Raw genomic sequence first — 21,803 nt, forward strand, 5'->3', positions numbered from 1 at the left:
ATCAAGATAATTCAATTGTCGCATAACGTTCTTGTCCTTAGGATGGGCCACACTCGTACACCCGGAAGCCCAAACCCATGAGTCAACCCGCTGACGCCTGCGCTCGCAAACTGCCCTCCGCTTCGCTGCCCTCACTGCAAGCGGATGCGCCCCCAGGCGGTGGCCTGACCACGTCATTGACGATCTTTTTTGCCGCCGCCGTCGGCGTGATCGTCGTGAACCTGACGGCCGCGCAACCTCTGACGGGGCCTGTCAGCCGAGCACTGACTCTGCCGCCCGAGCTTGCCGGCGTGATCGCGATGCTCCCGCAACTCGGCTACGCCGCAGGTCTGCTATTGCTCGTACCGCTATGCGACCTCCTCGAAAATCGCCGCCTGATCGTGTGGACGCTCGCCTGCTGCGCGATGTTCCTCGGACTGGCGTCGCTCGCGCGATCAGGCTGGCTGTTCCTGGCATCGGTGTTCATGGCGGGGGCGACATCGAGCGTGATCCAGATGCTCGTGCCGATGGCGGCGTCGATGGCGCCTGAAAGCCGGCGCGGACGCGCAGTCGGCAACGTGATGAGCGGCCTGATGCTTGGCATCCTGTTGTCACGACCGCTCGCGAGCCTGATCGGCGGAACGTTTGGCTGGCGTGCGTTCTATTGCATCGCGGCGTTGGCCGACTTGCTGCTTGCAGTCGTGCTGCTGACACGGTTGCCGAGTCACACGCCGCACACGGCCGCTCGCTACCTGGACTTGCTGCGCTCGCTGTGGACCTTGCTGCGCACCGAACCCGTCTTACAGCGTCGCGCGACGCTTGCCGCGCTCGCGCTCGGTGCGTTCAGCGCGTTCTGGACAGCCATCGCACTGCTTCTCGCCCAGCCGCCGTTTTCGCTGGGTATGCAAGGCATTGCCGCCTTCGCGCTGGCGGGTGCAACCGGTGCGATGGTGACGCCGCTCGCGGGCTACCTTGGCGATTGCGGCGCGGGGCGTGCGACACAAATCGCCGCGCATCTGGTGATGATCGCGGCGGTACTCGTGCTCGCGGCTGCCGGGGCTGGCTGGGGCGGGTTCTCCGCGGCCATGCATCCCGTCCTTGCACTCGCATTGCTGGTAGTCGGGGCGGCGGCGCTCGACGCCGGTGTGATCGCCGATCAAACGCTCGGCCGACGCGCGATCAACCTGATTAATCCGGCGGCTCGTGGCCGATTGAACGCGCTCTTTGTCGGCATCTTTTTCGTCGGCGGCGCAATTGGTGCTGCGCTGTCAGGCGCGGCATGGGCATGGGCGGGATGGAATGGCGTGTGCGTCGTCACACTGGGATTCGCAATTGCCGTGTTTTTGTTCGGCTGCTTCGACCGTGCCGCGGAGTCAAGCCGCCGATGAAGTGAACACGGTCACCGCCGACGGCGCAGTGCGCGAGGCGCTGCACACAGACTCCGACAATGCCGTGTACCTGCGCATCACAACCGAGGACGGCTTCTTCATCTACTCCAGCCCGATCTATGTGGAACGGACCGGGGCCGGGCCGAAATAAGGCGGCCAGCCGCTAGGCGCCGGTGGCGTCGATCAATTCCGCCGACGACTCCCGCAAGCACTCGGCGAACAGCTGCGTGGTGGATGTCGTGGTGTCTTCGCGCCAGTACAGGATGGCCTCGCCCAGTGGCCCCAGCGGCGGCAGCGGCAGCATCCGCATGGTTCCGCGCTGCACGTAGCGGCGCGCGAGCGACAGCGGCAGGATCGAGACGTATCCGCCGTCGCGCAGCAAGGACAGGTTCAGTGCCAAGGAACTGGACTCGATGGTCGGGCGCAGCAGGGTCACGCCATGTTCGGCCAGGATTTCGACCATGGTCGCAAAAGCGGGCGAACCCTGCATGGGCGTGATCCAGCGCACGTCCTGCAGGTCGCCCCAGGCCACGGGGGTGTCGGGGCCGCCCAATGGGTGGCGCGTGCCCACCACGAACACGAACGGCTCGTGATGCAAGGATTCGTGGCGCATCACCGGCAGATACCCGGTCACGCGGTTGCGGCCCAAGGCCAGGTCGAGGTTGCCTTCATCCATCATCTTGAGCAGGCGATCGAGCGTGGCTTCCACGAACGAGAACGAGGCGTTCGGCGCGCGCCGCGTGAACAGTTCGACGGCATGCGCGATCAGGGGTTGGGGAATCGTCACCACGGCGCCGAATCTCACATGGCCTGCCGTGCCAGAGGCCAGCGCCTTGACGTCGCGCCGCGCCAGTTCGATCTGGCGCAGGATCTCGCGCCCGCGTTCGACCAGCACGCGTCCTATGCGCGTCAATTCAATGGCGTTGCCCACGCGGCGCACGACCGGCGTGGCCAGCGCTTCCTCGATCTCCGCGATCTGCTTGGAGATGGCTGGCTGCGTGACGTGGAATGCCGCGGCCACCCGTGTCACCTGACGAAGCTCGCCCAGCGCCACCAGGATACGCAGATGCCCTAGCTTCAAGCCGCTGCGGAAGAAACGTTCTATCGAGTTGTCGGACGGCGTGCTGGCGGACATGTCGGGAGTGGAAAGACTGGGGAATCTGTCGCCATCGGGTAATGGCGCAAGCCGCCAATCATAACCAAACGGTAATGCCGAATGCGGAAAGTGTGATTTGCCGCCGGGTCCAGGCAGCCCGTACCCTTCGAACGGACAGCACTGTAGCGCGGGCCTCTCATGAAGCATCGATGAATCACCGGGAGCAAGGATTGATCCCGCGTCGATGCCGCATCGCATAACCGAACTCGCAGTCTGCCGAATAACTCGATGTGCCCCATGGCACACACCCACGGAGACAACACCCATGAGCTCGTCCCTTTCCGGCGGCGCGCCGGCCTATGCCGGCTCGCAGGCCGCGCAGAATCCTGCGCAGCTAGACGCGCTGTACCGCAAGCTGGCCTGGCGCATCATGCCGTTCCTGTTCCTGTCGTTCATCGTCGCGTACATCGACCGCGTGAACGTGAGCTTCGCCAAGCTGCAAATGCTGGCCGATCTGTCGATGTCGGAAACGGTCTACGGCTTGGGGGCCGGCATTTTCTTTCTGGGCTACTTCATCTTCGAGGTGCCCAGCAATCTGATCCTGCATCGCGTGGGCGCGCGCATCTGGATCGCGCGCATCATGGTCACGTGGTCGATCATTTCGTCGCTGACGATGTTCGCGCAAGGACCGCTGTCGTTCTATCTGCTGCGTTTCCTGCTGGGGGTGGCCGAAGCCGGCTTCTTCCCGGGCATCGTGCTGTATCTGTCGACCTGGTTCCCGTCGAGCCGTCGCTCGCAGATCATCGCCCTGTTCATGGTGGCCATCCCGGTGTCGGGCGCCATCGGCGGCCCGCTGTCCGGCTGGATCATGGAGCGGTTCGGTGGCATGCATGACCTCGCTGGCTGGCAGTGGCTGTTCCTGGTCGAGGGTATCGGATCGCTGCTGGTCGGGATCGCCGCCTTCTTCATGCTGCAGGACCGGATCGAGACGGTGAAGTGGCTGAACGCGGACGAAAAGCGCCTGCTGGCGCAGGATCTGGCCGCCGACGACAGCACCCGGGCCCGCCATAGCGTGAGGCAGGTGTTCGGCGACCGCAAAGTGTGGCTGCTCGGCCTGCTCTATTTCTGCATCGCCATGGGCAACTATGGCCTGGTGTTCTGGCTGCCGACGATGATACGGGCCGCGGGCGTGGCCAACCTGGGCAGTATCGGCCTGCTGTCGGCGGTGCCGTCGCTGGTCAGCGCGGTGGCGATGATACTCATCGCGCGCCATGCGGACCGCACCAACGAACGCCGTATCCACGTTGCCGTGTGCTGTGTGCTGGGCGCCGTCGGCATGCTGGTTTCCGTGCTGCTTGCCGAGCACCTGTGGTGGTCGATGGCCGCCCTCATCGTCGCCGCCATCGGCATCAACTCGATCGCGCCGGTCTTCTGGGGCATCCCCACGGCGATGTTGAGCGGCGCGGGCGCCGCGGCGGCCATCGCGCTGATCAATTCCGTCGGCAACCTGGCCGGCTTCGTCAGCCCCTATGTCATCGGCTTTCTCAAGGACACCACGGGGCAGCTGCTGCCCGGCATGATCCTGCTGGCCTGCGCGCTGGTCGGCGGGGCCTTCATCGCCCTGTCGCTGCGCACGAAGCGGGGTCAGGCATGAGCGTGCCCGTCTGTCTGGTAACCGGCGCGGCCAGCGGCATCGGCGCCGCCACGGCCCTGCGTTTCGCGCGTGAAGGCTGGGCCGTGGCCATCAACAATTTCGACCAAGGCACCCGGGCGTCTGCCGAGGCGGTGGCCGCGCAGTGCGGCGACGCCGGCGCCCAGACCCTCATCGTGGATGCCGACGTGGGCGACGACGCCGCTTGCCGCCGCATGGTCGATGCCGTCGCGGCACGGTGGGGACGGCTGGACGCGGTCGTGAACAGCGCGGGCACGACCCGTGTGATTCCGCACGGCGATCTGGAAGCGGTCGACGCCAGCGAGTTCGAACGCGTCTATCGCGTCAACCTCATCGGCATGTTCCAGGTGACGCGCGCTGCGGCTCCCCTGCTGCGCGAGCATCCGGCGGGCGCGGCGTCGGGCTGCGTCATCAATATTTCTTCGCTGGCGTCCTTGAATGGCACGGGATCGTCCATCGCCTATGCGGCCTCGAAGGGCGCGGTCAATTCGCTGACGCTGTCGCTCGCGCGCAATCTCGCCCCGCAGGTCCGCGTGAACGCCATCGCCCCGGGCATGGTCGACGACGGCCTGCTGCGGCGCGTGCTCGGCGACGAGGCCTACGCCCGCGTGGTCGACGGCATGCGCGAGAACGCGCCTCTCAAGCGGGTATCCCAGCCGTCGGAAGTGGCGGAACTGGCCTGGTTCATCGCCGCCCGAGCGCCGGCGATGACTGGCCAGGTGCTGGCCATCGAAAACGGCTTGATGCTCAACACCTGAGCCTCCCCCGAGACTGATACTAGGAATTCCATCCATGAAAGATCTGCACAAACACCGCTCCCGCACGGTCACCGAGGGCGTGACGCGCGCGCCGCACCGCGCTTTCCTGCGCGCCACGGGCCTGGACGACGAGGCCATCGACAAGCCGTTCGTCGCCATCGTCGACACGTACGGCGAGAACACGCCCTGTTCCATGTCGCTGAACCAGATTTCGGACAACGTGCGTCTCGGAATCGCGGCGGGCGGCGGCGTGCCGATACGCGGCTCGGCGATCTCGGTCTCCGACGGCACGTCGATGAATCACTCGGGCATGCGCTTCTCGCTGGTGTCGCGCGAGACCATCGCCGACAGCGTCGAACTGTTCGTGCGCGCCCACTGCTACGACGCGCTGGTCGGCGTGGCCGGTTGCGACAAGACCCTGCCCGGCATCCTGATGGGCATGGTGCGCGTGAACGTCCCCGGCGTGTTCCTTTTTGGCGGGGCGATGCTGCCGGGCGTGGCCCCGGACGGCTCGCAGGCCACGATCCTGACGGCCATCGAGGCCGTGGGCGCGGCGCAGCGCGGCGACATGTCGGCCGAGACGCTGCGCGGCATAGAAAAGCGTTGCACGCCGACCGCCGGTTCCTGCCCGGGGCAATTCACGGCCAACACCATGGCGATGGTCGCTGAGGTGCTGGGGTTGGCTCCGCTAGGCTCGGCGATGGTGCCGGCCGTCTACAGCGAACGCATCGCGATTGCCCGCCGCGCCGGTGAAAGCGTCATGCGCACGCTGCGCAACGGCGGGCCGCTGCCGCGCGACCTGGTGACGCGCAAGAGCCTGGAGAACGCCTGCGCGGCCGTCGCCGCCACCGGGGGTTCGACCAATGCCATGCTGCACATCCCGGCCATCGCCCACGAGGCAGGCATTGCATTCACGCTAGATGACGTCTCGGACGTCCTGGCGCGCACGCCGCTCATCGGCGACATGCAGCCGGGCGGACGCTATCTTGCCGTGGACCTGCATCATGTCGGCGGCGTACCGGCGGTACTCAACGCCCTGCTCGCGGGCGGGCATATACACGGCGACACGCTCACGCAAAGCGGCGAAACGCTGGAAACGGCGCTGCGCGCCTTCCCCGGCCCCGACGGCCGCGTGGTCAAGCCGCATGACGAACCGCTCTCGCCCAACGCGGGGCTGGTGGTCCTGCGCGGCAATCTGGCCCCGGACGGCGCCGCGCTGAAAACCGCCGGCCTCAAGCAGCTGGTGTTCTCGGGCACGGCGCGGGTGTTCGAGACGGAAGAGGACTGCATGGCGGTGGTGGCCGCCGGCGCCTATCGGGAAGGCGACGTCCTCGTGATACGCAACGAAGGGCCCAAGGGCGGCCCGGGCATGCGTGAAATGCTGAGCGTCACCGCAGCGATCTATGGGCAAGGCATGGGTGAAAAGGTCGCGCTGCTGACCGATGGCCGGTTCTCGGGCGCGACGCGCGGCATGTGCATCGGCTATGTGGGGCCAGAAGCGGCGGCGGGCGGCCCGATACGCCTGCTGCGCGACGGCGACCGCATACACATCGATGCGATCAAGGGGAGTCTGGACGTCGAACTCCCCGACGAGGAACTCGCGGAGCGGGCGAAGGCCAGCCAACCGTTCGTGCGCGGCAGGCTGGGCGGCGTGCTTGAGAAGTATGAAGCGCTGGTGCGTCCGGCCAAGCTGGGCGCCGTGACCCATTCCGGGGCCGTGACGTGGCCTTACGAAGCATCTCTTGGGGAAACGCCAGCCCAGGGAGGTCAACAATGACGAAGACGCCACGCATCGGGTTTTGCGGCATCGGCCGCATGGGCGAACCCATGACCCGGCGGCTGTTGGCCGCTGGGTATGAGGTCGCTGTCTGGAACCGCTCCAGCGCGAAGCTCGGCTCCCTGCTCGATGCCGGGGCCGTGGCAAGCGCCACGCCTCGGGCGCTGGGCGCAAGCGTGGACATCGCCCTGCTTTGCCTGGGCGACGGCAAAGCCGTCGTGGACGTGGTGTTCGGCGAACACGGGCTGGCGCACGCCGCCACGCCGCCCTCTTCTCTCATCGACCATTCGACCTTGTCGCCCGCACTCACCCGCGCCCTGGCCCAGCGCTGGACGGCAGCAACAGGCGGCGTGTGGATCGATGCTCCTGTCTCGGGCGGCACGGACGGCGCGGCCGCCGGCAAGCTGGCCATCATGACGGGCGGCCCGGCGGACACAATCGAATTGGTAACGCCCGTGCTGCGCACGTACGCCGCGCGCGTCACGCGCATGGGCGATGTCGGCGCGGGCCAGACCACCAAGCTGGCCAATCAAGCCATCGTCGCGACCACGCTCGCCGGTTTGGCCGAAGCCTTCGTGCTGGCCAAGCGCAGCGGCATCGATACTGCCGCCCTGCCGTCGGCCCTGCAAGGCGGCTGGGCCGATTCCGTGCTGCTGCAAACCTTATGGCCGCGCATGGTGACCCCGCCCGAGCATGCTACCGGTACGGTGCGCGTGTTGCTCAAGGATCTCGACGCGATTGCCGAACTCGCCGAAGCGAGCGCCACAATCCAACGCGTGCTGCCGGAAGTTCGCCGGCTGCTGCAGGATGCCGCGCAGCGTGGGATGGGGGACTGGGATCTGTCGCAGGTATTCCGGATCGGCGAAGCGGAGAGTCAGGCCGGCGTGTAGCGGACTGGGCGTCAGGGAGCGTTTGGCGGCGCGGGACGCGTCGGGATGGAATTCGATCCCGGCGCTGCCCTGCCGCCTATCGGAAGCAGTTTCGGCAGTGGTGATGGCGGCAGGGGAAGCGTGGGCGGCTTCCACATTTCCGAGGTAAGAGCAGCCTCAAACTGACACCACTTGACCGGCGTTGAAACCCGTCTCTGCAACGCGCCTGGATGGGTTCACTGGGCCTTGGGCATCATGCTTTTGGATGGCTAGGCGCGTCGACGCCTCGTTGCTACGCTGGCTACCAGCATTCGTCAGAAACGCTCGGTCCAGTTATCGACACCCAAAAACATGCTCAGGCGCCGGACGCGTAATACCCCTCTTGCTCCGCGATTGCACGGAATGGCGTTCGTACGCCGCGGGATGCCATCAGTCCTGGTACTGGTTCTATTGACCGCCTGTGCCGCCCGCCCCCCAGGCGCCTATCCGATATTCACTCCAGAGTCCCGTGAGCCCTTCGCCACCGTCGCCGACGGCGGCAAACGCCTTATCGAAGAACGGAAAAAATACCAAGACCGCGCGGATCAGGCGCAACTTGGACTATATGAACAAAGCGATTGGACGCTGGCAGGCGTGGTCGTCGGCGTCACGGGCGGCTTGATTGGAAATGTGGCCACCACGGCCGCTGGCGCCGGCATTGCGGCAGGCGCGAGTCAATTGGCCGCGCGGTATCACTTAGAGGCTCAGCGCGGCTTTTTCGATGCGGCGGCGAAGAAGGCGGGCTGTGTGGTCACGGTGACGTACGTCTTGCAGAACAGCGCCCCACCGTCGTTGGTCGAAGCGCTCGACAAGCTGCCCATGCTGGTACGGTCCATGAATTTTGCGTCGATGGAGATTCAATCGCAGCTGCGCCAGAATCTCAATACGCTGACGCCGGCCCCCATCGATGCTGCGGCGGTACTGGCGGCGTACAACAGTTACTACAAGATGCAGAGCACACCGCTACAGGGTTCAGGCAAGAAGGTCGCAGGCGTCGCCATTCAAAATTATCAGGCGGCTGAACTACTCGCCAAGGAGGTAAAGCTGGCCCTCCTGGATATCGAGTCGTGTGTAAAGACGGGGGCTCCGGTCGCTCCATCCACACCGGCAGCTGCCCCGTCTTCAGCCGATACTGCGACGCCCTTGACGCAAGCCGATCCAGTCTTCGGTTGGTTGTTGAACGCCCCTGCAACGCAATGACACTCCGCCCCCGCGCATAGACGACGCACCAAAAACACTGGAGACAATCATGCCTAGATTCAACCCGGGTGATTCAGGACTGCTGGTCGAGCGCTGGAATCAGTTCCTGAAGGACCACAACTTCGCGCATGGGGCAAAGCAGTTCGATGGGGAAAGCGAAAAGGGAACCCGCAGTTTCCAGGTCGCGTTCAACAAGAAGGCGAACGCGAGCATCCTCACTGTCGATGGGATCGTGGGGAACATGACCTTGGGTTGCGGCCTGGCCTTCGACACCACGGACGATTTCGATGCTCGCCTGGCGGCCAAGCTTTGGGGCTATTCCTATCCCGAAATCGCCGCGCAAACCAAAAGCCCGCTCAGCCAGGAACAGATGCACGACGTGTTCGGCCGCATCGAAGCCAAGCCGGCGGGCGAACCAGGCAATAAGGAACGCCTGATCATTACCAACGGGTGGGAGGCGAAGCACTTGCAGTCGGTGGCCCTGCCGCAATTGAAGGGCATTGCTGGCGGGCAGCCCAAGGTGCCGTTTCATAAGGAGCTGGCGTATCAGCTGACTGCGCTATGGAGCGCCTGGGAAAAAGCCGGCCTGTTGCCGGATGTGAAATCCTTCGAAGGCACTTTCAGCCGGCGCTACAAGCGCGGCAGCACGCATGAGTTGAGCAACCATTGCTGGGCAACCGCGTTCGATATCAATTACAGCGCGAACAAGTTGAATGCCTTCCCGGCGACACCGGACGAGATCGGCTGTGTCTATCGGCTGGTTCCGGTGGCTCAGGATTTCGGCGCTTATTGGGGCGGCTTTTATAGAGGCCGTCTGGATGGCATGCATTTCGAATTCACCCGGATCATGAGTTCCGATGAGGTGGATGCGGCGTCGGAGCGCGTGGTCAAAGCGGCCGGGACCGGGGTGCGCAGGCGGCGCTGATCAAAAAGCGGAACCGGCCTGCAATTTCAGCAGAGATGGAGCAGACCGACACCACGCGACCGTAGGCGCGCTCAAAAGCAAAACGCCCACGAGCGCGCATCAGGTCGGCTCACGCCCAACCCCTTCCCGTTATCAAGCCAGCGGCAGTTCCAGCACCCGCTTCGTCGTCATGATGTCCCCGAAGGTGTCATCGATGCTCGCCAGCGCAGCGCGATGCAGCATCGCATGCGGCAACGCAGCCTGCTCCCCCGCACCCGTATCCAGGTCGCGCGTGGCGCAGGCATCGGCCGCCACGATCACCTGATAACCCAGCGGCACCGCGTCGCGGGCCGCGCCTGCAACGCAAGCGTGGGTCATGAGACCGGTGATCAGCAGCGTGTGCACGCCTGCTGCCTTGAGGCGCTGGTCGATGTCGGTGCTGGGAAACACGCTGACGGTGGACTTGCGCAGCACCGTATGGCCCGGCGCGGGGCTCAGATCGGGATGGAATTCAATGCCGGCGCTACCGTCAGCGAAGACGGGACTGCCGGCCGGGGTGCCGTGCTGGATGTGGAAGACCGGGATGCCGTGCCGATCGGCGTGGGCGACGAGCTTGGCGGCGTTGCGCAGGGCCGCGGGGCCTTCGGGAATGGGCAGCCTGCCGCTGAAGTATTCGTTCTGGAAGTCGATCACCAGCAAGGCGGTGCTGGCCGGGTCTATGGACTGCGGGGCGGTGGCGCCGGCGATGGCGCGGATGGTCGGGTGGTTCATCGTAGGTCCTTGATCTGTAGGCGTTTAGTGTGCAGTTCACGCATGAGGGCGAACAGCATCAAGGATCCGCCATCGGCCCAGCACCGGAAAGTGGCCCGAATACCAATAAATGATAGGATCGGGCCAAATCCGCATTTTTTGCCTCAAGCGCCATGCACACCATCGCCGTCGTCGCCTTCGCGGGCATCAGTTCCTTCCACCTGTCCGTGCCCTGCATGGTGTTCGGCGACGACCTGGCCCGGCTCGGCGTGCCGCGCTATCGCCTGCTGGTCTGCGGCGAAGCGGTCGGGCCGGTCGCGACCATGTCGGGGTTCGATATCCATGTGCCGCACGACTATTCGGCCCTGGCCGAAGCCGACACCGTGATCGTGCCGGCCTGGCGCGATCCGGACGAGCGCCCGCCCGAGACCATGCTGCAAGCGTTGCGCGATGCACATGCGCGCGGCGCGCGGGTCATCGGCTTGTGCCTGGGCGCCTTTGTGCTGGCCGAGGCCGGTCTGCTCGACGGCCGCCCCGCGTCGACGCACTGGGTCTGGAGCGACGACTTCGCCCGCAAGTACCCGCGGATCCGGCTCGACCGCAAGGCTTTGTACGTGGACGACGGCGACATCCTGACCTCGGCCGGCACTGCCGCCGCCATCGATTGCTGCCTGCATCTGCTGCGCTGCGACCATGGCGCGGAGCTGGCGAACCGGGTGGCCCGCCGCATGGTGATGGCGCCGCACCGCGATGGCGGGCAGGCGCAGTACATCGAACGACCGCTCACGCGGGAGGACGGCGGCGACCCGATAGGCGTCGCGATGGAATGGGCCATCGAGCATTTGCAGGAGCCGCTGGGGCTGGACCGCCTGGCCAGCGAGGCCGGGCTCAGCCGCCGCAATTTCACGCGGCGCTTCAAGCTGAAGACGGGCACGACGGTGACGCAATGGGTGCTGAACCACAGGCTGGCCGCGGCGCAGCGGCTGTTGGAGACGGGCGGATTGTCGGTGGACCGGGTGGCCGAGGCGACGGGGTTCGGGTCGACGGTGTCGCTGCGACAGCACTTCACGGCGGCGTTTTCGGTGTCGCCTGCGGGGTATCGGAAGCAGTTCCGGCAGCGCTAAGCGAGGCGGGCGCCGAACCGCCTATCAGATAGCGCCGGCCTATCGGATCGCCCGCCGCAGATCAGAAAAAGATCTTCCAATACTTGCTTAAAGCAAATAATAATATGCTTTAGGCAAGTATTTGGATTCCCCCCATGACCGAGCAATCGCTCCACGACCGCGCCGAAGCGGTCCGATACTTCAACCGTTTCTACACCCGCCAGATCGGCGTCCTGCACGAACACCTGCTGGCCAGCGAGTTCTCCCTGACCGAAGTCCGCATTCTTTACGAGCTGGCTCACCGCCCCGCACTCAGCACCTCGGACCTGTGCCGGGAGCTGAACCTGGACGCAGGGTATGTCAGCCGGGTGATATCGGGCTTCGAGAAGAAGGGTTTGATTGCCAAGACGCGCTCGGCGGCAGACGCCCGCGTGGGCGTGCTGGAGCTGACCGACGCGGGCCGGGCGGCGTTTGCGCCGCTCAATGAGGCGTCGCGCAACGAGATCATCGCCATCCTCAAACAGCTATCGGAGCCGGCGCAAGCGCAGCTGGTTAATGCCATGAACGAGATCCAGAACCTGCTCGGCGACAAAGCCCCCCTGCCCTATGTGCTGCGCGATCCGCGGCCAGGCGACATGGGGCTGGTGGTGGCGAACCAGGCCATGGTCTATGCGCAGGAGTTCGGCTGGAACTCGGAGTACGAGGCGCTGGTGGCCGAGATCGTGGCGAAGTTCATCCGGGAGTTCGACCGCAACAGCGAGCGCTGCTGGATCGCGGAGAAGGACGGGAAGATGGTGGGCTCGGTCTTCGTGGTGCGGCAGGACGAAACCACGGCGAAGCTGCGCCTGTTATATGTGGACGGCTGCGCGCGCGGGCTGGGCATGGGCCACAGGCTGGTGGACGAATGCCTGCGGTTTGCCCGGCAGGCGGGCTATAAGCGCATGGTGTTGTGGACCAATAGCGTGCTGACGGATGCGCGCCGGATCTATGAGAAGGCTGGTTTCGAGCTGATCGAGGAAGAACAGCACCACAGCTTCGGCAAGGATCTGGTGGGGCAATACTGGGCGCGGGATCTGTAGGCAACGCCATGCATCCCTGCCGTCTGATGAAATCCGTGTTTGCGGACAGGCGCGGCTCAGATGAGTGAACGCGCCCAAGCTGTTGCTGCTGCCGCCGTCACAGGCGCATTGGTGGGGGCCGCGATGGTGTCCACTCGCGCGGTGTCGAACGACGTCTCGCCGGAGACGCTGGCCTTCCTGCGTTATGCCATAGGAGCGGTCGTGCTTGCCGCGCCCATGCTGCGGCGATGGTCGGTGCCGTTTACGGCCAAGGATTTCTGTGCCGTCGCGGGCCTGGGCATTCTGCAATTCGCGATGCTCATACTGCTGTTGAACTATGCACTGGCCCGGCTGCCGGCCGCCACTTGCGCCCTGGTGTTCTCCACGCTGCCGCTGGTGACCCTATGCCTCGCGATCGCCACGGGACGCGAACGCTTCAGTTGGGCCCGCTTGACAGGTGCGGTCGTGGCGGTCTCGGGGATTGCCCTGTTGCTGCAGCCCACTGCTGCTGCGGTTGGCGGCGCTTCCAATGGCTGGGCTTGGGCCGCCTTGCTGGGCGCGACGTTCATCGGCGCGGCTTGCAGTCTTTTATATCGTCCCTACCTGCAGCGTTATCCGTCGATGTATATCAGCGTGGTGGCGATGTTTGTCTCCGTTTTGTTCCTGGCGGGCGTCTGCCTGATGCGAGGCGCACCGCTATTGCCCAGCCTGTCGGGCTTTCAATGGGCGAATGTGGTCTTCATCGGGCTTTCCAGTGCGGTGGGCTATTTCTGCCTGCTGTGGGCGCTGACTCGATTGGAAGCGAGCCGGGTAATGTCGTTTCAGGCGCTGGCGCCGATCACGGCGGTATTGATCGAGTTGCTGAGCGCCTCGTATCCGCTGACCTGGCGCCTGACGGGAGCATTTATCCTGGTGCTTTCCGGCGTCTGGTTTGGCACGCATGAACGGCCTGCGGCTTCACGCGAGACCGCGACGTAGTTAGCCGCCAGGTCGCTAACTTCTCAGGTTTCCGGATCCATGCGCTCGCGCGTTTTCTCATCCAGGACACTGCGCACCAATGCAAACAAGGGATCCGCGTCGGTGTGCTTCTGGCCATAGGTCAGGTTGAACCCATAATCAAAATCCGGCGGATTCTGGCCTTGTGTGTGCTGGAGGATGGTTTCCAGCTTATCCAGGGCCTTGACGGCCTTGGCCTCCGGCGTGGCGGCATCCTCATATTCTTGCCAAAGCGCCATGATGCCGGCTCGCTGTGTCTCGTCCAGAGAGCGGGTCAGATGCAGCAGGTCGGTTTTCTCCTGCTCGCTCTTGTCCGGATGCTGGTGTTTCTCGATGGCCGGAACGTCGCCATGTATGGCCTCGCCCAGATCGTGGAGCACGCACAGTTTCAGGACTTTGAGCATATCCAGGCCGGCCAGTTCGTCCTCGAAAGCCATGGCCATCAGGCACAGGCGCCAGCTGTGTTCGGCCGTACTTTCGGGACGGCCGGTGGACGTGAATCCGCTACGCAGCACGCTTTTGAGTTTTTCGGCTTCCTGCAGAAAGGCCAGCCGGCCTTTGATGTTCTCGATATTCACGCTCAGTCTCAGCCCATTGCAGCGCGGCCATAAGCCGCGCCCGTCATCACAAGGTCGGCTGCGGAATGGGGATATCCTTCGATATCAGGTTCCCGCCATTGATCCTCGTGTCGCAGCCGGAGCTCAGGCCCCACTTGGTGACACTGCCATCGTCAATCCTGAATTTCTCCGTGCATCGGTAGATGGTGTTGTTGATGATGCCACGGACGTATTCGTACGAAATGATCTTGCCGCCGCTGGACAAGGTATAGCTGTTGGTGGGCGGCCCCCATTTGGAAACCAGCTTTTCTTCGCTCTCGCCGACCCACGATTGCATCATGTCAGCCCGGGTTTCCTGGCGTTCATTATTGATCATGTTGCTTATCGGGGACCCCGCACACCCGGCAAGCAGTTGAGTCGCAAGAACCGTCAAGACTAGCTTCTTCATTTTATTGTTTTCCCCTGGAATCGGCCTGGCATGGCCGTGGATTACAAAGACAGCAGTTCGCAGCGCGACCTAGCGGCAAGATTCCTTCGGCAGATCAAACCCGATCTTGACGCTGGTCGCGGTCACGTTCTTGAAAGCGGCCGCCGCCACATTGTTGTAGCGGGCGTCGCAATTGAATTTGTTGTTAAGCAGGTAATCCTTGCCTTCCGCCTTTTCCATCTGCGTGGCCCATTTGTCGGCCGCGTCCAGCGCGTCGCCTCCGGCCTGCACGAAGCCCAGCATGACTTCCATGCCGCCCGCCGCACGGGGCGCGGTCCAGCTTGCGTAGACCCACGGGTCGGCGGCATTGCCGCAGTCCGTCAGGCAATCGGCCGTGTACGTCAGGCCCGAGTCGAAGGCGGCGGGGATGATTTTCTGCCCAGGCTTGGGCGCATATTCGCCAATGAAGCTGGCGAGGTCGGGCTGGCAGGTTTCGGAAGGCTCCATGCTCAGCGCCGATACCTTGCCCGACTTGATCGTCGCGGTGATCAGGCAACCCTGCACGTCGAACACGCGATCGTCGCCGTAGGATTCCTGCGGCGCGCCGGCTATCGTTTCGAAATGCGCCTGGCTCTTGCCCAGCATTTTTCCGTTGAAGACTTCCTGCACCGTGGCAGCCTGCGCAACACTGGCGCCCGCCATCAGCAACCCCATGGTCAAAACTCTGAAACGCATACTGGACAAAGCTCCGTGGAGTATGAGTCGCGCGGCTGGCGCAACCGCGCGCAAACGGAGCGTATTCAACCATAGATGCCATTGCGCGGATGGCAAAAAAATCAGCTATCCCTGGCCATAAGCCGCGGATTTTCCGCATGCCCTCGAAGCCGCCGATTCAAGCGGTAACAACTGCGCCGACGGCGCAACAAATTATCACGTTTACGACATCGCCCTGGCAACGCGTGGATAACCGGCGGCCTATTACTGCTTGGGCGCGAATGTCACCTGAACTGGCGAATTCTGTTTGAACGTCCGGGCCCATGGGCCATTCTTCGGCTCGAACGCAGGATGCCAGGCCCGGAGTTCCGTATCGGAAAGCCATTCAAGCTGCAGTTGCTCGTCAGGCGTATACGATCGGAACTGCGTCAGCGCCACGATGAACGCATTGCACTTTTCCGACACGCCCGCTTCAACCACGGAAACCTGGGTCTGCTCGTCCCAGGTCAGCGACCCGCGCTGCGGGCATTTGCGGACCTCAACGTGATACTTCCCGTCAGGCGAAGGCAGATCGGCGATGATTTTGTCGGGACCACAAGCCGTCAGCAGCATGGACGACAGCAATACCAACGGAATGCTTTTTTTCATTGAAAAGCCTTCTGACCCGTGAAGGAGGTCGATCCGTGAAAACCTGCGCATGATACCTTGCGACGCTTGTGTCATTGAGGATTGCCAGCATTTGCGAAGAGCGCGCCATCGCCGCGCTTTCCGCCTGCCGACTTGTCTTGACCCACATCAATTGATTGCGGCACTACAGTTGGCCTGCGGACCGCTCCGGTTTAGCCTGAGGAATCACCTACCGCCCCAAGGAGACTCTGATGCCCGCTCTCATGAAAGCTGCAATCTTCGTCGCGCCTGGCCGGATCGAGCTGACCGACAAGCCCATCCCGGACGTCGGCCCCAATGACGCGCTGATCCGCATCACCACCACCACCATCTGCGGCACGGACGTGCACATCTTGAAAGGCGAGTACCCCGTCGCCCAGGGGCTCACCGTTGGCCACGAACCAGTGGGCGTGATCGAGAAACTGGGTAGCGCCGTGATCGGGTACCAGGAGGGCCAGCGCGTCATCGCCGGCGCCATCTGCCCGAGCTTCACCTCGTATCCCAGCCAGGATGGATTCCCCAGCCAGGACGGCGCTTATCTAATCCCCAGCGGGCGCTGCGGCTGCCACGGCTACAAGGCCACGGCGGGCTGGCGCTTCGGCAATCTGATCGACGGCACGCAGGCCGAGTACGTGCTGGTGCCCGACGCGCAGGCCAATCTCGCGCCCATTCCGGACGGGCTGACCGATGAACAGGTTCTGATGTGCCCGGACATCATGTCCACGGGATTCAAGGGCGCGGAGAACGCCAACATCAAGATCGGCGACACGGTGGCCGTGTTCGCGCAAGGACCTATCGGCTTATGCGCCACGGCGGGCGCCAAGTTGCGCGGCGCCACCACCATCATTGCCATCGACGGCAACGACCACCGCCTGGACATCGCCCGCAAGATGGGCGCGGACGTGACGCTGAACTTCAAGAACTGCGACGTCGTGGCCGAGATATTGAAGCTCACGGGCGGGCGCGGCGTGGATTCGTCGATCGAGGCGCTGGGCACTCAGGGCACGTTCGAATCAGCCCTGCGCATCCTCAAACCGGGCGGCACGCTGTCCAGCCTGGGGGTGTATTCCTCCGACCTGCGCATTCCCATGGATGCGTTTGCCGCGGGCCTGGGCGATCACCAGATCAACACCGCGCTGTGCCCGGGCGGCAAGGAACGCATGCGCCGCCTGATGAATGTGATCGAATCGGGCCGTGTGGATCTGGGTCTGCTCGTCACGCACCAGTACAAGCTGGATGACATCGTCGCGGCATACGAACTGTTCGCCAACCAGCGCGATGGCGTGCTGAAAGTCGCTATCAAGCCTCATTGACCGCCGCTCCCCGTGCGGCGGCGCTGATCGCACGGGGGGAATACGGCATGGCCAAGATCATCGAATCTGGCCATGCTCCGGCCGACCGAGGGCAATAGTGCGGCGGAGACACTGCAAAAACACATTTAGAAATATTTATTTATTTTTTATCGCTTTTATTCCTTGGGCTGACTTCCAAGTAAGGCATCATTTGCCCCGCCCCGCCCGTGGGCAGATTCCCGTTCATCCCCCTCAGGTGCCTCCTTGCAATCCCTCACCGCCATCCGCCGCGACGTCCGCGCTCTGGTTCAATCCCGCGCCTACGCGCAGCTCGACGCCTATTACGCCGACCTGGAACAGCAAGACTGGGCAAATACGGAAGACCCTGGCGCGCCCTATTTCGAGGCGGCCAATTCCGGCACCCTGTTCGACTATTCGACGGTGCCATACCAGGACGCCTCGGATTTCCTGCAAGCCTGGATCGCCGCCTGCCCGGACTCGTATCACGCGCAGCTGGTGATGGGTAATTTCTGCTACGGCCGCGCGGCGGACATACGCGGTTATGGCTGGGCGGACAGCGTGACCCAGGACCGCTGGCTGGGCGCGGCACTGGCTTGCGAGCGTTCAGCCGCTGCCTTGCTGCAGGCGATGGCGCTTTCTCCGCGACCGATTGCGGCCTGCGTGACGATGATGCAGCTGGCCGCCCACTTCAAGGAGCCGTACTGGCTGCGTGCGCTGTACGCGGGCAATCCGCCCGAGACCTTGACGCATGACGATATCGAGGAAGAAGGCCTGATGGATGCAGCGCTGGCGCATCTGGCGTCAGTGGGCGTGCCGCGTCTCGCGCAGGCGCCGCAAGCCTTGCCGGCTTGGCTGGCGCCGCGCGCCGAGCATGAAATGGAGCAGGCCAAGGATTATTGGCTGCTGCGCGCCCTGGAGCTGCGGCCCGGGCATCTGGGCGCGCTGACGGCTTACGCGCAATACCTGCAGCCGCGTTGGGGCGGCAGCTATGAGGATATCGACGGCATGGCGGGCGGCCCGCTGTGCGAGGCGCTGACGGAGCCGCAGCGCAACGCGATCCGCTGGATCGGCATTCATGACGCGCTGGACAGCTATCCGGAGCCGGACGACGTCGAGGCCGTGGAAGAGTACCGCCGCATTTTCGAGTCGTTCCTGGCGCGCGAGCTGCGGCCGACGGAGCGCGGCATGGCGCTGGGCTATTACGCGCAATTCGCCAGCTATTCGCTGCAAGATCAGGCGCGCGCCCGCGCACTGCATGGCCAAAGCGTGGCGGCGTTTGGGCCGAACGAGTATCTTGCGCAGGTGGACGGGCCGTTCCGCAGCTTCGCGCACGTGAGCATCATCCATCATCAGCCGGACGAGGATGGCGCGTTCAAGCGCGTGCTGGAACGCATGTGCGGCTGGGACCAGGTGGCCACGGCGCAGGCGCTGGCGGCAGTGGCGCATCAGTTCGGCCGCTGGGGCTTTGCGCAGGATCCGGTGCGGGCGCAGCAGTTGCTGGACCGCGCGGCGGAGCTGGCGGCAGACCAGATGGACGACGATTTCAACGTGCTGGCGGCGGCCGCGATGTTGTGGGACGGCGGCGACCATGAGCAAGGCTATTTCCTGACACGCCAATTGGCGGACCGGCGCGTGCCGGACGCGGCCAGCAGCATGTATGACATCCACCGCGGCTTCCGCGACAACACGCCCGACAGCTACCTGGACGACGCCGTGCGCGACCAGTGGCTGCAGCGCGCCGTGGACGACGGCTCGCCGCTGGCCATGTACAACATGGCCCATCGCAATATCTTCGACGGCGGGACGGACTTCTCGCGCCGCGAGAACCTGGACAAGGTGCTTGGACTGCTGCAAGGCGCCCGCGAGGAGCCGCGCGCGGAAGCGTTGGCGCGCCTGCGCATCGGCGTGCTGCTGCGCGACCATGGCACCGGACAGGAACAGCAGGAAGGCGTGCGCGCTTATCTGCGTCCGTTGGTCGAGGAAGACGACGACTGGCGCGCCGGCCGCGCCAGCGCCGAGATCGCGCTGGCCTACACGCATGGCCGCGGCGCCAAGAAGAACCGCTTTGCCGCGATCGAATGGGCCCAGCACGCCTGCCGCCTGCAACCGGACGACGAGGACATTGAAGATATCCAGGCGCAGGTGATGAACTCGCACAGCCTGGTCAAGACCATAGGCACGGTGTTCGGCGCCTATCTGGGCCGCGGCGGCGTGTCAGCCGAAGACCTGCCGCCCAAGCCGGCCGCACAGTAAGCACATGGCGCGCCTCGGGCTGTCGGGATTGAAGCTGTCGGCCCGGCTGCTGCTGGGTGATGCTGCACTGGTAAGTGCGGGCGTGGCGCTATGCACCGCGCCCGCATGGCTGTATGCGGCGCTGCCGGGTGTGCTGGGCGTTGCAGCAGGAGCTCTCGCCCTGCCGCTGCCTTTCGCGGGCTGGGCAATGCTGCGGCTGCCATTCGCGGCACGGCCGCCAGCCGCGGAGGATGGCATCCGCCTGCGGGCCGAAGACGCCCCCGCGCTGTTCCGCGAGATCGAGCAGGTGCGCGCGCGCTTGGGCGCGCCGGCGCTGGACGCGGTCTATCTGAACGGCGAGTTCAACGCCAGCATCCGGCAGCACCGGCAACTGCTGGGCCGCACGCGCAACGTGCTGTGGCTGGGGCAGCCGCTGCTGGAGATGCTGTCGGCCGATGCTTGCCGCGCCATCCTGGCGCACGAATGCGCGCACATCGCCGGCAGCCATGGGCGCTACGCCAGCCGGGTGTATTTCGCACGGCTGCAATGGCAGGAGGCGGCGCGGCAGCTGGAGCGGCGCAAGGGACTGTCGACGGGGCCGCTGCGCCTCTTCATGAATTGGCATGTGCCGCGCTTTCTGACGGCCAGCCTGGGTTTTGCCCGGGAATGCGAGTACGAGGCCGATGCGCAATCGGCGCAAGCCTGCGGCGCGGCTGCGGCTGCGAATGCGCTGGTGGCGGTGTCCCTGCAAGCCAGGGCGCTGCGCGAGTATTGGCCGGCCGCCTACGCGCAAGCCGCCGACGCTCAGCCGCCCTCGCCCCATGCGCGGCTGGCCGGACATACCGAACTGGCCTTGCCGCGCGACGAAGCCGAGGCGCAGGCCTGGCTCGATCAGGCGCTGTGCCGTCCGACCACTGGCGACGACACTCACCCTTCCCTATCTGACCGTCTGGCCGCGCTGCACACCACGGCATCGCCGGAACAGCGAGCTACCGGACCTTCGCGCCAAAGCGCAGCACAAACCTCAGCCCCGCAAGCGGCGCCAACAAGCACCAACCCACTACCCTGGCGCCGCGCCTCGCCCACCGCAGCTGAAGAATGGCTCGGCGACCAACGCCTGCCGCTGGCCCAGGCCCTGGACGCATCGCAACGCGACGCCATCGAGCAGACTGCCCGCGAACTGCGGAACGAACGCGACGAAGCCATCGCCGGCCATCATGACCTGATGCGCAAGCAACGCTTGCGCGCGCTGTCGGCCGACGAACGGGCCAGCATGGCCTGGTACGCCGACATGCTCACCGGCGATGCGGACAGCGCCGCCATCCTGCTGGAACAGAACCTGCGCGCACACCCCGGCCACGTGCCTACGCTTTGCCAACTGGCTGCGCTGCAGCTGCGCAGGGCCCGCATGGCCCCTACCGAGGCCTCGCGCCTGGAAGCAGCGGCGGAAGTGTTGTGGACGCAGGCCGCCAACGAGCCCGGCCCGCAGCGCCTGCCCTGCCTGCGCCAACTGACGGCGGCGGCGCTGCGGCGCGGCGACCTGGAGCAGGCGCGAGCCTGGCGCCTGGAAGCGGACCTGCTGGAACGCCAGACCCAGGCCGGCGACGCCACGCCGCGCTTTCAGGCGCACGGATTGAACGAGTCCGATCTGCGCAAACTGGCCGACACGCTGGACCCGCTGCTGCGCACTGCCACCGGCGTCTGGCTGCTGCGCAACACCGACAGCAACCGTCTGGCGCTGCTGGTACTGGCGCGGGACTCTGCATTGGCGCGCGCCATCGGCAAGCTGACAGGCGAGCAAAGCTATCTGCGGCGCGATTGCGAAATGCTGTTGGCGCGGCTGCTGCCGCGCGTGCGACAGCCTGTCGAACCAATACTGATGGAAGCCGGCGATCCCTTGCTGAACCAGTGCACGCAAGCCTGCCTCCTGCGCAAAGCCGGAGCCTGAGCGAGACTTGAGACCGGACGCCACGCTGCTTATCCGCGCCGCGTCCGCAACACTATTGCTACCGGTTGCGGCAACACGACAATGCTCTGCGCATGGACAGCCGATTAATCACACGCCGCGCACAGCCCTTGATTTACATCAATCGCGCCCGGATTTTCCAGCATTAATCTGAACTTGACCTCCTTTGCAAAACCCTCGTTCGTGCATTTCCAGACCATGTGCTGAATCCGGAGGTCCAAGCAGCTCTGCCATGGAACAGAACTACTGAGGCTAGGCATTTTTTTGTCGGTTCTATCTGCCATGCGCGTTGCCTGTACGTCCCCCCTCCTCCCCGGCCAGACCTGCCATCGCTCCGCC

Annotated in this window: 20 protein-coding genes; 14 read left to right on the forward strand and 6 right to left on the reverse strand. The window is 64.7% G+C overall.

Going from position 1 to position 21,803, the window contains the following annotated elements; all coding sequences use genetic code 11:
• The first annotated feature begins 77 nt into the window (after positions 1 to 77).
• Positions 78 to 1,367 (forward strand): MFS transporter, encoded by a 1,290-nt coding sequence (locus AXYL_RS18740; RefSeq protein WP_013394418.1) that lies wholly within the window; start codon positions 78 to 80, stop codon positions 1,365 to 1,367.
• A 1-nt stretch (position 1,368) separates the two neighbouring features.
• Complete coding sequence (locus tag AXYL_RS35085; RefSeq protein ID WP_158307667.1) at positions 1,369 to 1,518, forward strand: hypothetical protein; 150 nt, start codon at positions 1,369 to 1,371, stop codon at positions 1,516 to 1,518.
• 12 nt (positions 1,519 to 1,530) lie between these two features.
• Here AXYL_RS35085 and AXYL_RS18745 read toward each other — a convergent pair whose 3' ends face one another.
• Positions 1,531 to 2,502 (reverse strand): LysR family transcriptional regulator, encoded by a 972-nt coding sequence (locus AXYL_RS18745; protein ID WP_013394420.1) that lies wholly within the window; start codon positions 2,500 to 2,502, stop codon positions 1,531 to 1,533.
• Between the two features lie 286 nt (positions 2,503 to 2,788).
• On the opposite strand from AXYL_RS18745, the gene AXYL_RS18750 reads away from it, so the two are divergent.
• From AXYL_RS18750 to AXYL_RS34075, 6 genes are all read left to right on the forward strand, one after another.
• A complete protein-coding gene (locus tag AXYL_RS18750; protein ID WP_013394421.1) occupies positions 2,789 to 4,117 on the forward strand; it encodes an MFS transporter in 1,329 nt (442 codons plus the stop codon).
• Positions 4,114 to 4,893, forward strand: coding sequence for an SDR family NAD(P)-dependent oxidoreductase (locus tag AXYL_RS18755; protein WP_013394422.1), 780 nt, complete (start codon positions 4,114 to 4,116; stop codon positions 4,891 to 4,893). The genes AXYL_RS18750 and AXYL_RS18755 overlap by 4 nt, the downstream gene beginning before the upstream one ends.
• A gap of 34 nt (positions 4,894 to 4,927) precedes the next feature.
• The gene (gene ilvD / locus AXYL_RS18760) at positions 4,928 to 6,670 is read left to right on the forward strand and encodes a dihydroxy-acid dehydratase (RefSeq protein WP_013394423.1); all 1,743 of its coding nucleotides are present in this window, start codon (positions 4,928 to 4,930) and stop codon (positions 6,668 to 6,670) included.
• Entirely contained in the window at positions 6,667 to 7,560 is an 894-nt protein-coding gene (locus AXYL_RS18765) for an NAD(P)-dependent oxidoreductase (protein ID WP_013394424.1), read from the forward strand. Before ilvD ends, AXYL_RS18765 begins: the two co-directional genes overlap by 4 nt.
• A 402-nt stretch (positions 7,561 to 7,962) precedes the next feature.
• Positions 7,963 to 8,778, forward strand: coding sequence for a hypothetical protein (locus tag AXYL_RS18770; RefSeq protein WP_148260612.1), 816 nt, complete (start codon positions 7,963 to 7,965; stop codon positions 8,776 to 8,778).
• A gap of 49 nt (positions 8,779 to 8,827) precedes the next feature.
• Entirely contained in the window at positions 8,828 to 9,703 is an 876-nt protein-coding gene (locus tag AXYL_RS34075) for a M15 family metallopeptidase (protein ID WP_013394426.1), read from the forward strand.
• Positions 9,704 to 9,835: 132 nt separating this feature from the next.
• On the opposite strand, the gene AXYL_RS18780 is transcribed toward AXYL_RS34075, so the two are convergent.
• Complete coding sequence (locus AXYL_RS18780) at positions 9,836 to 10,453, reverse strand: cysteine hydrolase family protein (RefSeq protein ID WP_013394427.1); 618 nt, start codon at positions 10,451 to 10,453, stop codon at positions 9,836 to 9,838.
• 152 nt (positions 10,454 to 10,605) lie between these two features.
• Here AXYL_RS18780 and AXYL_RS18785 point away from each other — a divergent pair, with 152 nt between their 5' ends.
• The 3 genes from AXYL_RS18785 to AXYL_RS18795 all read left to right on the forward strand — a co-directional run bounded on the left by AXYL_RS18785 (position 10,606) and on the right by AXYL_RS18795 (position 13,571).
• A complete protein-coding gene (locus AXYL_RS18785) occupies positions 10,606 to 11,556 on the forward strand; it encodes a GlxA family transcriptional regulator (RefSeq protein WP_013394428.1) in 951 nt (316 codons plus the stop codon).
• Between the two features lie 134 nt (positions 11,557 to 11,690).
• Positions 11,691 to 12,614, forward strand: a complete 924-nt coding sequence (locus tag AXYL_RS18790) for a helix-turn-helix domain-containing GNAT family N-acetyltransferase (protein ID WP_013394429.1) — start codon at positions 11,691 to 11,693, stop codon at positions 12,612 to 12,614.
• Positions 12,615 to 12,674: 60 nt separating this feature from the next.
• A complete protein-coding gene (locus AXYL_RS18795; protein WP_013394430.1) occupies positions 12,675 to 13,571 on the forward strand; it encodes a DMT family transporter in 897 nt (298 codons plus the stop codon).
• Positions 13,572 to 13,594: 23 nt separating this feature from the next.
• Here the strand turns inward: AXYL_RS18795 and AXYL_RS18800 are convergent, their stop codons facing one another.
• The 4 genes from AXYL_RS18800 to AXYL_RS18815 all read right to left on the reverse strand — a co-directional run bounded on the left by AXYL_RS18800 (position 13,595) and on the right by AXYL_RS18815 (position 15,935).
• Positions 13,595 to 14,167 (reverse strand): HD domain-containing protein, encoded by a 573-nt coding sequence (locus AXYL_RS18800; RefSeq protein ID WP_013394431.1) that lies wholly within the window; start codon positions 14,165 to 14,167, stop codon positions 13,595 to 13,597.
• Positions 14,168 to 14,213: 46 nt separating this feature from the next.
• Positions 14,214 to 14,522, reverse strand: coding sequence for a hypothetical protein (locus tag AXYL_RS18805; RefSeq protein WP_202798610.1), 309 nt, complete (start codon positions 14,520 to 14,522; stop codon positions 14,214 to 14,216).
• Positions 14,523 to 14,663: 141 nt separating this feature from the next.
• The gene (locus AXYL_RS18810; protein WP_013394433.1) at positions 14,664 to 15,308 is read right to left on the reverse strand and encodes a hypothetical protein; all 645 of its coding nucleotides are present in this window, start codon (positions 15,306 to 15,308) and stop codon (positions 14,664 to 14,666) included.
• 243 nt (positions 15,309 to 15,551) lie between these two features.
• Positions 15,552 to 15,935 (reverse strand): hypothetical protein, encoded by a 384-nt coding sequence (locus AXYL_RS18815; RefSeq protein ID WP_013394434.1) that lies wholly within the window; start codon positions 15,933 to 15,935, stop codon positions 15,552 to 15,554.
• 230 nt (positions 15,936 to 16,165) lie between these two features.
• Between AXYL_RS18815 and AXYL_RS18820 the strand changes: the two genes are divergently transcribed.
• The 3 genes from AXYL_RS18820 (at position 16,166) to AXYL_RS18830 (ending at position 21,446) form a co-directional block, all read left to right on the forward strand.
• Positions 16,166 to 17,266: an NAD(P)-dependent alcohol dehydrogenase gene (locus AXYL_RS18820; protein WP_013394435.1), complete on the forward strand. Its 1,101-nt coding sequence runs from the start codon at positions 16,166 to 16,168 to the stop codon at positions 17,264 to 17,266.
• Positions 17,267 to 17,509: 243 nt separating this feature from the next.
• Positions 17,510 to 19,519, forward strand: a complete 2,010-nt coding sequence (locus AXYL_RS18825; RefSeq protein WP_013394436.1) for a DUF4034 domain-containing protein — start codon at positions 17,510 to 17,512, stop codon at positions 19,517 to 19,519.
• 4 nt (positions 19,520 to 19,523) lie between these two features.
• Positions 19,524 to 21,446, forward strand: coding sequence for a M48 family metallopeptidase (locus tag AXYL_RS18830; RefSeq protein WP_013394437.1), 1,923 nt, complete (start codon positions 19,524 to 19,526; stop codon positions 21,444 to 21,446).
• Positions 21,447 to 21,803 lie beyond the last annotated feature (357 nt).

It is taken from the genome of Achromobacter xylosoxidans A8, from assembly GCF_000165835.1.
Lineage (GTDB): Bacteria > Pseudomonadota > Gammaproteobacteria > Burkholderiales > Burkholderiaceae_B > Achromobacter > Achromobacter xylosoxidans_B.